The 12809-nt window shown below is 30.1% G+C and carries 8 protein-coding genes; 7 read left to right on the top strand and 1 reads right to left on the bottom strand.

Annotated elements, in window-relative coordinates; all coding sequences use genetic code 11:
* Window positions 1–48 precede the first annotated feature (48 nt).
* Window positions 49–1689 carry an ankyrin repeat domain-containing protein gene (locus QZ306_RS07420; protein WP_295162643.1) on the top strand — a complete coding sequence of 547 codons (1641 nt, stop codon included), beginning with the start codon at window positions 49–51 and terminating at the stop codon, window positions 1687–1689.
* 89 nt (window positions 1690–1778) lie between these two features.
* Window positions 1779–2648 (top strand): DMT family transporter, encoded by an 870-nt coding sequence (locus tag QZ306_RS07415; protein ID WP_295162641.1) that lies wholly within the window; start codon window positions 1779–1781, stop codon window positions 2646–2648.
* Window positions 2649–2984: 336 nt separating this feature from the next.
* Here QZ306_RS07415 and QZ306_RS07410 read toward each other — a convergent pair whose 3' ends face one another.
* Window positions 2985–3710 carry a transaldolase gene (locus tag QZ306_RS07410; RefSeq protein ID WP_295162639.1) on the bottom strand — a complete coding sequence of 242 codons (726 nt, stop codon included), beginning with the start codon at window positions 3708–3710 and terminating at the stop codon, window positions 2985–2987.
* A gap of 589 nt (window positions 3711–4299) precedes the next feature.
* On the opposite strand from QZ306_RS07410, the gene tyrS reads away from it, so the two are divergent.
* The 5 genes from tyrS to QZ306_RS07385 all read left to right on the top strand — a co-directional run bounded on the left by tyrS (window position 4300) and on the right by QZ306_RS07385 (window position 12770).
* Window positions 4300–5496: a tyrosine--tRNA ligase gene (gene tyrS / locus QZ306_RS07405; protein ID WP_295162637.1), complete on the top strand. Its 1197-nt coding sequence runs from the start codon at window positions 4300–4302 to the stop codon at window positions 5494–5496.
* A 30-nt stretch (window positions 5497–5526) separates the two neighbouring features.
* Complete coding sequence (locus QZ306_RS07400) at window positions 5527–8424, top strand: LPS-assembly protein LptD (protein WP_295162635.1); 2898 nt, start codon at window positions 5527–5529, stop codon at window positions 8422–8424.
* Between the two features lie 84 nt (window positions 8425–8508).
* Window positions 8509–9837 carry an ankyrin repeat domain-containing protein gene (locus tag QZ306_RS07395; RefSeq protein WP_295162634.1) on the top strand — a complete coding sequence of 443 codons (1329 nt, stop codon included), beginning with the start codon at window positions 8509–8511 and terminating at the stop codon, window positions 9835–9837.
* A 62-nt stretch (window positions 9838–9899) separates the two neighbouring features.
* Window positions 9900–11612 carry an ankyrin repeat domain-containing protein gene (locus QZ306_RS07390; protein ID WP_295162632.1) on the top strand — a complete coding sequence of 571 codons (1713 nt, stop codon included), beginning with the start codon at window positions 9900–9902 and terminating at the stop codon, window positions 11610–11612.
* 123 nt (window positions 11613–11735) lie between these two features.
* Window positions 11736–12770 carry an NADH:flavin oxidoreductase/NADH oxidase gene (locus tag QZ306_RS07385; RefSeq protein WP_295162630.1) on the top strand — a complete coding sequence of 345 codons (1035 nt, stop codon included), beginning with the start codon at window positions 11736–11738 and terminating at the stop codon, window positions 12768–12770.
* Window positions 12771–12809 lie beyond the last annotated feature (39 nt).

The following is a 12809-nucleotide window of genomic DNA, read 5'->3' as shown; positions in this document are numbered from 1 at the left end:
GACTATTTATTCTTTTATATTAAATTATTTATATGAGGATTATTGATTATGAGAGAAATTGAAATTGAGCTGCATGAAGCTTCTGCGAATAACAATATACTGGCTTTGGAAATATTATTAAAAAATAAAGATATAGATGTAAATTTAAGTAATATACTTGGTCTTACTCCATTAACACATGCTTCTAAATCGGGGCATAATGATATAGTAAAACTGCTTTTAAAAGCAGGCGCCGATGCAAATAAATCGGATCAATTGCGCATAACTCCTCTTATGAATGCCTGTGCAAATGGTCATACTGATATAGTACAAATACTAATAGAAAACGGAGCGGATATTAATGCCGTAAACTGCAATAATGAAACACCTCTTCATTATGCATGTTCTGAAGATTATTTTGATATTATAAAGATTCTTGTAGAGAATGGAGCTGATGTTAATGCTAAGACAGATATAAATATTACTCCTTTAATGTATTCATGTCAGAAATCCAATTTTGAAGCGGTGAAATTTTTAGTGGATAATAATGCCAATCTTGATGATTACGATATATATGATGAGACTGTATTAGCCTATGCCATATCAAGCGGCAATATTGATATAGTTGAATATATACTTAATACAAATGACAATATAGAGATACCTAAATATTCGCTTACAATAGCAGCTATAAGCGGTAATTTATCTTTGGTTCATTATATACATTCTAAGTTGGGAGCAAGCAGGCATAATGTTTTTTCAACGGCTTTTATATCTGCAGCTTATAACGGTCATTTAGATATTGTCAGATATTTCTTTGATAATTCCAGAGAAAAAGCTCCTAAAGCATTGGCTGCTGCTGCTTCAGTAGGTCATACAAGTATAGTTAATTATTTTTTAATGAATAAGGTTTCTGCAGACGGTGTTGCAGATAATGGAAAATCAGCTTTGATTTCCGCCATAGAGATAGAAAATAAAGAGATTATAAATTTACTTATTAAATATAAAGCCGACATTAACAAATCTGACGATAATGATGTTACTCCTTTAATGTATGCATGTTATATAGGAAATATTGAGATAGTTAAAACACTGCTTGATAATAATGCAGATACTAAAGCGTTTGACAGTATGGATAGAAATGCTTTAGTTCATGCAGTTATTGCAGGAAATATAGATGTAGCAGAGTTTCTTTTAATTAACGGAATGTCATTGGATAGTCCAGACGGTTTTATTACTCTTTTAATGTGGGCTGTTATCTATGACAATTTAAAATCTGTTAAATATCTTATAGAAAAAGGTGCGGATATAGAAATAACTGATATTAACGGCTGGAATTCTTTTATGTTTGCATGCGCTAAAGGATATATTGATATTGTTAAATATATTTTAGGGCTTTATCCTAATATTGTAGATAATAAAAGCAAATCCGGAGAAACGGCATTGATGATAGCTGCAGATAACGGAAGAGATGAAATAGTAAGATATTTATTAGAAAATAATGCTTCCGTAAAAGAAAAGAATTTAAATGGTCATAGCGCTTTATATATTTCATATTCAAAGGGATATTTTGAAATATGCGAACAGCTGATAAAATATTATGAAATAAACGGTTTAGATAAAAATTTGCTTGAGAAAGAATATAATACGGCAAAAGAAAACGGATTCGGCAGTATTTCCGATTTATTTAATAATAAATTAAAATCTTAAAAACAGCTGCATAATTAAATCTATTTTGACATTTTTATTTAAATATTATATTATTTTCCGCTGATAATATAATTTTAGGTTTTATGACTATGATTAATAAAGAAAAATTAGGTACTATAGGAATATTTTTAACGGTATTAATTTGGGGCTATAGTTTTGTGGCAGTTAAGGTTGTTGTTAAAGAAATAGAACCTTTTTATCTTGTGGGATTTAGAAATTTAGCAGGAGGCATTTTTATAGCTGTTATATTTTTTAAGAGAATGAAGAATATAACTAAGAAAGATATAATATTATCAATCCCTGTAGGTGCGGCATTATTTCTTGGTTTTTTCTTACAGACTATGAGTTCTAAATTTATCACCGCTTCCAAAGTAGCATTTTTTACTGGCTCTTATATTATATTTATACCTTTTCTTGCTTGGGGATTATATAAAAAGATTCCTAATATTTCTGCATTTATATCAGCTTTAATTGCCTTTTTAGGGCTGTATTTATTGAGTTCTTTTGAAGGAATTGAAAGCATAAAAGCAGGAGATTTTTTTGCATTGCTCTGTGCTTTTGTATTTGCTGTACATATAATGCTTATAGATAAAATGCTTGAATATGTTGATGGCATTATAATGGCGGCATTGCAGCTCATTGAAGCGGGGATCATATCTATTTGCTTGGGAGCTGTAACTTCAACTCCTTTTGATACTAATATATCAAGTGAAGCTTTATATTCTTTTATTTATTTAACTTTATTAGCTACAGCTCTGGCTTATCTGCTTCAGACAGTGTCTCAGAAATATGTAAATCTTAATAAGGCAGGTATTATATTAAGCTTGGAATCTTTTTTTGGAGCATTGGGAGGAGTTATTTTTATGAAAGATCCTATTACAGTAAATTTTATTATAGGCGGAGCTTGTATGATTGCAGCCGTATTTATATGCGAAATAGGAAACAATATAAAAATATAATATTGATTGTATTTTATAAAAGGATTAATTTATGAATACAGAGAATATTTTCTTATATAACGGATCATTGCATAGGTATGAATGTTCATGAGTACGGAAGGGTATGATATTTTCTGTAGGGCCATGTATTTACTGCATAAATAAAAAGTAAGCGTTAAGAATAGAAGATTTAGTACTTGCAGCTAAATACAGACATGTTAGTTTGAATAATTTTGCAAAAGAAATGATGATAAAGTATATATAAATTAAAAGTTTTTAAATTAATTTATTTATATAAGCTATTTAAAAATAAAAGCATAGAATAATTATATGTCTATGCTTTTTTATTTAACTATTTTATTCATATACTGAAAAACCTAAATCTTTAGTTGCCTGCACAAATATTTTTACAGTATCTAATGATATATCTTCTAATTTGGCGCCGATTTTAAATAATTTCTCTATCATATCGGAAGAACATGTAATAATATGCACATTGCAGTCTCTGGCTTGAAAAGCATTATATACTTCTCTAGGAGAAGCCCATAAAATTTCTATATTATTATATTTTTTAGACAATTCTACAGCTTCTTTCATTATAGGCATAGGATCAACTCCTGCATCGGCTATTCTTCCTGCAAATATAGATATAATATTTTGAGTATCTTCAGAAAAATTATCAATTACTTTTTTTACCTGTTCTATAGTGAATATTGCCGTTACATTTATATTAACATTTTTTTCAGATAATTTTTTAATAAGATCCGATGTATATTCTCCTTTAGAATTTGTAATCGGTATTTTTACGCATACATTTTTTCCCCAGCCCGCTATTTCTAAAGCTTCTTTTTCCATGTCCTCTATATTATCCGAGAATATTTCAAAAGAAATTGATTTGTCTTTTATAAATGATAAAAGTGTTTGAGAAAATTCTTTATAGCTTTTTACTCCGTCTCTTTTCATTATAGAAGGGTTAGATGTAAATCCTTTTATAAAAGGATTTATGTATTGTTTTCTCATTGTTTCTATATCAGCCCCGTCAGCAAATATTTTTATTTGACTAGCTAATTCTTCAAATTTCATGTTTTATTTCTCCTATATAATTAATTATTATTTATTACATCGCTTTGAGTTTTTATAAAATTAGGTATTATTAAAATTACAGCTAATACGTCTGCTATAATATAACTTCCTATTTCTCCTGCATTACTTTCGATTTTACCTATTATTATACCTAATAAAGCAAAATCGGCATCAGTCTGCTTTGCTTAAATATTTAGCTTCAACATTAACTTTTTCAATTCCTGCTTTACCGCATAATTTTTTATGTTTTGTGCAAGCATCAAACTGCTTCCTAAACCGTTCCATCAAATGGTTATTATATTAATTGTTTTTATCTATGGTTTTGCATTATCAGATTTTTTACTGAAAACACTCATATTTTATACTCATTGTAATTTTTTCTACAAAAAATATATTATATAATTAAATAAAGTCAATATATTCTTATTATAAAATTTGCTTAAAAGCCGCAGATACTGCATACTTTTTTATTTTTTAAATGCAAAACAAAAAATTATAATAAAAATCTATATTTGACTTTAATTGAAATTTAAATTATTATTTAATCGCATTATAATATGCTTTATTTAAAGCAAAAGGGTTAATCATTATGGAAAATAAACAATACAGTGTGGAAGAATCTATAGAATTAATTACTCGTGGTATAAGCGAAGTTATAGGATTGGAAGAGATAAAAGAAAAATTAAGAAACGGAAAACGATTAACTGTAAAGGCAGGATTTGACCCTACGGCACCAGATATACATTTAGGTCACACAGTTCTTTTAAGAAAGATGAGGCATTTTCAATTATTAGGTCATAAAGTTGTATTTCTTATAGGAGATTTTACGGGCAGAATAGGAGATCCTTCAGGAAAAACAAAGACCAGACCAAGATTAACTTTAGAAGATGTTTTAAAAAATGCTGAAACTTATAAGCAGCAGGTTTTTAAAATTTTGGATTGTGAAAAAACCATAGTGGAGTTTAACTCAAAATGGCTTGAAAAAATGAGTTTTGCTGATGTGTTGGGATTAACTTCAAGGTATACTGTAGCTCAGATGATAGAGAGAGATGATTTTTCTAAGAGATATAAAAACGGTCAGCCTATAAGCATGATGGAATTTATGTATCCTTTGGCGCAGGGCTATGATTCCGTTGCTTTAGAATGCGATGTTGAGCTTGGAGGAAATGATCAGAAATTTAATTTGCTTGTAGGAAGAACTTTAATGAAAGAGTACGGTTTATCTCCTCAAGCTGTTATAACTGTTCCTTTGCTGGAAGGTTTAGACGGCGCTGAAAAAATGAGTAAATCTCTTGGAAATTATATCGGTATATATGACAGTGCTAAAGATATGTACGGCAAGGCTATGAGCATACCTGATACTTTAATATCTAAATACATGGAGCTTCTTACCGACATACCTATAGAAGATATTAAAAATTATGTAAAGTCTATGGAAAACGGAGAGAATCCTAGAAATATAAAAGAAATATTGGCGAAAGAGATTGTAAAAATATATCATGGCGAAAAAGAGGCTGATAATGCGCAGGAGGAGTTCAAAAGAATATTCAGCTCAAAAGGTATTCCTGATAATATTGAAGAGGTGGCAGTTAATAGAGATGATAATATTTTAAATATATTATGCGCTTGCATATCCTCTGAAAGCAAATCAAATTTAAAAAGACTTGTTTCTCAGGGAAGTGTTTCTCTTAATGATGAAAAAATAAGCGATATAAATTATCCTGTTTCTAAAGAAGGTATTTTAAAAGTAGGAAAACGCAATTTCTTTAAAATTAAATTTTCTTAAAAAAGTTATGATTGAGTTTTAGAGGAAGTAATGCGGATCTTAATTTTGCTTTTATCTACATTAATGTTTAATGTATGTCTGTATGCGCAGGAAACAAATGCAGATAATTCCGCTGGTGAAAGCGCTATAATGCAGATAAACAGATTTGATGCCAGAAGAAACCCAATTTCATTTATCAATTTAGTAAATTTTACTCCTTATCATATTCTCAGGGAGTATGCAAGAGTCAATAATATAGAAATTTATCCTTATGATACAGAATCTTCTTTAAGGGCAAGAATTATTGAAAGACAAGTTAATATAAAGCAGGAAGTTGTATCGGATAATGATAAAATAAGAGAGATAGCAAGAACAACTATAAACAGAGGCGGCGCACAGGTGGAGCTTATAGGAGCGGATTTTGCAGAAAGATATGAGATAGAAGATGCTCAGGAGGAGCTTATATCTCTTTACGGAAATGTTACTATGAAAATATATAATAATACATTAATAGCCGATAGAGTTGTTTATAGTCTGAAAACGGGAGAAGTTTTTGCCTCAGGAAATTTAATAGTAAAAGCAGGAGAAAGCACTCTTAACGGCGAATGGTTCATGTTTAATAGGGAGAATAAGAAAGGAATCCTATTTGGAGGCGGTACTAAATTTATGAGCTTTACGGTTGAAGGGCGCATAATAAAATTTAATGATCAGGATTTTTTTGCTGAAAACAGCAGCGTAAGTTTTTCAAGGCTTACACCTATAGCCCATGATTTTCTTACAAGCAGAGCCTATCTTTGGGACAGCAAAAAAATGATGATTTTCAATAGCATATATAGGGTGGGAAGACAGCCAATATTTTATTTTCCATTATTTGTGCAAAACAACTTCGGAACAGGTATTATATCGGCTTTCGGCACTTCATTAAGAGAAGGCGTTTATATACAAAATTATAAAATATTTGATATATACGGCGTTCAGCATAAAATAAGATTTGATGCTTATCAAAAACTTGGTTTTTTGATAGGCGATGAAATCAGATATACGAGTCAGTATCAGAATTTAGCATTAGATGCTATGTTTGCTTTGGGAAGACAGTATTATCTTTTTGATTCTTATATTGCCTCAAGTATAGGATACGGTACAAGATATGTTAACTATTTCGGTTCGGGCAAAGGCGGAAAGTTTGTACCCAGATATAAGTTTCAATATGATCATACAATTCAATTATACAGCAGTGAGAATATCAGTAGCTATATTACAGGAAGGCTTAATTTAAATAGCGATTTATATTTCAGATCCGATTATTATAATCAGAGAGGGCGTTTTGACATACTCACTTTTTTTACATCAATTACAGGAAATTTAAGCGATATAGGAGATTCATATCCTGAAAGTTATATTGAAAACTCTATATATATTAATAATAATATATATGGTGTTAATTTAAAAGCAGGGGCGCAGTGGAATTTGGAAGCGGTGAGAAATATATCTGTGGATAATAATACTAATTTTAACTACTATATGCCTAAGCCTAATAAACTTGTTCTTCCCTCCATTGAAGCTAGCTACAGTTCTGTGCTTGGAGATGAAACATCGTATTATTTTCCGAATGTTAATATCAACTATAATTTAAAAGCCGATTATAATCATACTATAAATTATAAAACTTCTGAAGGAATAGCCTTTTATGATAATCCTATGCTTAATACTCAGTTAAACGATAAGCTTGCGGAAAGAGATTATCTGAACTTATACGGCGATTTATCAAGAAGTTTTACAAATGAATTTTTAAGATTTGTGCCTAATGTTAATATTGAATATTCATATCAGAACAGCATATCTCCTACTGCTGAGGATTTAATTTATGATAAAGATAATACATATTTAGGTTTAGGTACGGGAATGAGTTTTTCTATGTTTCTGCCTTACAGTATTCTTCCATATAATTTTACTAAATATTTTGAACCTACTATCAGATGGAATACGGTTTATAATCTGAGCTACAGATTTAAAGAAAAGTATATTGATACGGATTATTTAGGGAGCCAGTTCGGAGAGTTCAATAATCATAATTTTACTACTAGATTTTCTATGGGAGGAACTGGATACAGTTTATTTTATCTGCCTGATTTAAATATTAATATGGAGACATTCATAACAACAGGCTACGATTTTATTCCTGTATATAATGCGGAAACTAAATCATACCGCAGTGAATTTTCAACTAATAAAATGCTTACCACAGAAGCTGGTGCTTCGGTAAGACTTTTATATAATCACTCTTATATATCCTATGACATATCAAGAAATTTATTGGGAACAAATTTAACTATTAACCGCATAAACTCATATTTTCATTTTCCTATACCATTAGGAAAAATTACGGATTGGATTTTAATAAAAAATAATAAAAAACCGTTTTTTGACGGCATAATTAATGATTTTAATTTGTACTTTGGTTTTTCTTTTACGCATGATTTCATTAACTATAGATATAACAGAGCGGCATTCACTTTCGGAATAGAACTTCAGGTTTTAGATCAATGGAAATTCAGAATATCAACTACCAGTGCAAATGAAAAGACCTATAGATATATAAAATCTTACTCTGAAAAAGAAAATGAATTTTGGGTTAATCCTTTTTGGGATATTATTAATTCATTTAATTTTTCTGATGCTGAAAAAAGAATAGAAAGTTTATTTAAGTTAGATTCTATAGAGGCAAGCGTTTGGCATGAATTAGACGGCTGGCAGATTCAGGCTACTTTTGCGGTAAGACCTTCTACGCTTCCTTCGGATATAACTTCAGGTTCCGTTAAAGGTATTTATTGGAATAAGGAGTTTTGGATTGAGTTTACTCTTACAGACTTTCCTACAGTCGGATTGCCTAAAAAAGAATATGATCTTAACAGTACCATTAATGATTTACGCGACAGCGCTGCAAAATAATTATATATTCTGCTGTTTTTTACTTTATTGTAAATTGTTTATTATAGTTTATAATAGATTATAATAATTGAGAGTCGTTTATTTATGAAGAAAGTTTTTGCTGTAATTGTTTTATTTTATTTATCTGTTTACGGATATGATTATAGTTTTTATGAAGCTATAGATAATAATGATGCAGAATATATAAAAGAACTTATAATGAGAGGAGATTTTGATATTAATACAAAGCTTCCCAATGATTATTCTAATAATTTAGGAGGGGCTACTCCTTTGCTTTATTCCATATATAAAAATACAAGAGATATTACAAAGATTTTAATAGAAAATGGAGCAAGTCTCGCAAGCCAAGATTTTAAAACTTGGAATAGCGCAATGTATGCAGCAGCCTTTTCCGATTTATGTACTATGTCTCTGCTTGCCGAGAAAGACAGAGCTTTAATTGAAAGTAAAACAGAGTTTAATGTTACGCCTCTTCATATAGCAGGCTGTTATAATAATACGGAAATTATAAATTATTTATTTACGAATTCAAATATAGATATTAATGCCAGAGATATAGACGGCTGGACTGCCCTTTATCATGCCGCTAATTCAAAAAGCATAGAGGCTTATGATTTGCTTTTAATATTGGGAGCCGATAAAAATATAGGAGACAATAATAATATTCTTCCTGAAACCGTATTGACGCAGAAAATTGAAAAAGAAGATAATGAAATTAACTATATTGATGCAAAACTATTTAAAGCCGTAACGGAAGATGATTACAGAAGCATCAGATCTCTTATTAATAGGGGGGCGGATATTAATGCTAAGGACGGATACGGATTAAGCGCTTTGCATTTAGCTATAAAAAACAGCAGCATAAATTCTATTAATGTTTTGCTTGCAAACAATAGTATAGATTTGGAGCAGACATTGCCTGACGGATATTTTACTCATTTGGGAGATGACTCTTCCGATGCGGTTTATATAGGAAAAGCTACGCCTCTTATTTATGCGATATTTAAAAGCGGAGGAAACAGTAAAATAGTAGATATGCTTATAAAAAAGGGTGCAGATGTTAATGCTGTTGATGAAGAGGGCTGGAGCACTTTTTTATATGCATCCGCTTTTGGAAACAGTTCTATGCTGAGAAGTATTTTATCTAAAAATGAAAGTCTTTTAAATACAAAAACTAAAAATAATGCTACGCCTCTTCATATGGCTGTGGTTTATGATAATATAGAAAATATTAAATATTTGGTAAGTCAGTTAAAAGCAGATATAAATGCTCAGGATAATGACGGCTGGACTGCTCTTTATTATGCCGCAGCCAATGATAAAAAAGAGGCATATAATTTGCTTTTAAGACTTGGAGCTGATAATGATATAAAAAGCAATGAGGGATTAAAACCTTCGGATATTTTGAAATAAAATATTGTTATAAATGAAATATTATTATATAATGCTGCTGTTGTACCTGAGAAAATGTTTTTATGATGAAAAAAATATTATTTGTAAGTATATTGATTATTAATTTCAGTATTAATATATTTGCTCTTACTTCAAAGGAGCAGGAATTATTTGACGCTATAAAAGAAAATAAATATGAATCTCATTTAAAAAATCTTTTAAGATATAAAATGGATTTAAATGCCGTAAATGAAATAGGATTTACGCCGCTTTTATATGCCGTTGAATGCGGCAATGAAAGAGCTGTAAAAGTATTGCTTGAGTACAGCGATGTTAATATAGAGTATAAGCTTCCTGACAATTTTTATGTATGTTATCCTGAAAACAGCGTATCCGATGTTATTGATAATATTAATATAGGAGGAGCTACTCCTTTAATGTATGCAATATTTAAAGGCAATGCTAAAATAGTTAGGCAGCTTATTGATAAGAACGCTGATATTAAAGCCGAAGATAATGACGGAGTAGGAGCATTTTTATATGCCTGTGCTTTTGGAAACGGAAATATTATAAGAATGCTTCTTGTAAAAGACAGAGATTTGGTTTATGATAAAATATACGCTAATAATATCAACGGACTTCATTATGCTGCTATTTTCAATAATTTGAATACTATTAATTTTCTTATTAAAAATGTTGATATGGATATTAATAACAGAGATTCTGACGGATGCACAGCATTATATCATGCGGCATATCATCAAAAAAACGATGCCTATAATCTGCTTATTAAACTTGGCGCTGATAAAGATATAGCGGATAATTACGGAATTAGCCCCGAATATGTTTTATCCAATATTGATTCGGATAATTCAGACAGTAATACTGATAATGCAGAAAATAATAATATAAATTCTTATGATGAAAATATGTCTATTTTAAGGGCTATTTATAACAGCGATACCAATGCCTTAAGAAATATAATTATGTATTCTAATTTTAATATGAATGCTCCTTTTGATGAGGCAGCTACTCCGCTTATATATGCCATATCTCTTAATAAAGAAGACATGGTTTATGAGCTTTTAAGCTATAGAATGAATAATACAAATATAATCAATATAGAAACTTCTTATATAAAATCAAATGAAGTTTATGCTGATTTAAGGGATAGGGAAATAGAGTTCGCAGGAAATGCATATATATACAATGCAAGCCCTTTGCAGTATGCAATATTTGAAGGAAATACCAATATTATAAATACTCTTTTAAAATACAGAGCAGATATATATAAAAAAGATGCTATAGGAGATAATGCTTTAATGTATGCGGCAAAATACGGAAATGCAGAAACCGTTAATACTATTTTAAATTACGGAAGCAATTCATACAGAGTTGTAGATATATATGGAAATACCCCTTTGCATAAAGCGGCGGCTATAGGAAACACTAATTCTTTAATAGCTCTTATAAGCAGAACTCCTATTAATATAAATATTCAGAATATTAACGGAGATACTCCTTTGCATGAAGCTGCAAAAAATAATAACGGCAGTACATACAGATTTTTACTTTTAAAAGGTGCTGATTATACTATAAGAAATTATGACGGAAAAACAGCTTCCGATTTAATGTACATAGGAAATATTGATGAATCTATAGGCAGCATAGAAAGTATTATAAGAAATAATACAAATAATAATATGCATACTGATTTTTATCACAATAGTTTTGATACAAATTATATTTATGAGACTCAGACTAATTTTAATAATCTGCAATACGATGACAGATAATAATATAATTATGCTGCTTGCATAAATTATATAGTATATATAATTTATGTGAAATTGAAATTATTTAAAATTGGTATATAATATATTGCTATATTATTATATAAGATATTTAGGAGTTATTTTATGAAGCAGGAAAAAAGCAATCTTTTTTCGCCTTTAAAAATAGGAAGTATTGAAATAAAAAACCGTGTGGTAATGCCGCCGATGTGTATGTACAGCGCTGAAGACGGATTTGTTAATGACTGGTACCTGCAGCATTATGCTGCAAGAGCCATAGGAGGAACGGGATTAATTATTGTTGAGGCTACAGGTGTGCTTCCTTATGTAAGTTCCATTACAGACAATGATTTAGGTATATGGGACGATAAATATATTGACGGCTTATCTAAATTAGCAAAAATTATTAAAGATAACGGAGCCTCTGCAGGAATACAGATTAATCATGGCGGCAGAAAATGCGAATCTTTAAAGACTGATAAAATTTATGCACCTACAGCTGAAGCATTTAATGACAAATACAGAACTCCTGTTGAAATGACTAAAGATGATATTGATAAAGTTATTGATGCATTTGTAAAAGCTTTTGTAAGAGCCAAAAAAGCTGGTTTTGATATGGTAGAAGTGCATGCCGCTCATGGCTATTTAATTTCAACATTCTTATCTCCTTTATCAAATAAAAGAACAGATGAATACGGAAAAAACAGAGCTAAAATTTTAGAAGAGATTTTGAGACAAGGAAAAAAAGCTTTAGGAAAAGATTATCCTATACAAATAAGAATATCATCTTATGATTGGAAAGAAGGCGGAAACACAGTAAAAGATTTTGTATTTATGTTAAAACCGTTGGAAGAAGAGGGATTATTTGATTCTATTAATGTCAGCACAGGCGCTGTTACTGCCGACGGTAAAATTATTCCTTATGAAGGATATCAAATACCTTTCTGCAGAGAATTAAAACAATATATGAAGGTTCCATGCATAGGAGGAGGGCTTTTAACGGATCCTAAAATGGCTAATATGATAGTTAGAAACGGAGCCGCCGATGCAGTTTATATCGGAAGAGAACTATTAAGAAATCCTTATTGGGCATTACAGGCTTCTAGGACTTTAGGAATAGATATTCCGTTTCCTAAGCAGTATGAAATGGCTAAAAGATAATTGAATATTTTTTAATTGAAGTATTAAGCCTGATATAAA

This window comes from uncultured Brachyspira sp., assembly GCF_910588665.1.
Classification (GTDB): Bacteria; Spirochaetota; Brachyspiria; order Brachyspirales; family Brachyspiraceae; genus Brachyspira.
Note: the sequence above shows the minus strand (reverse complement) of the source record. Positions and strands in the feature narration are given on the sequence as shown.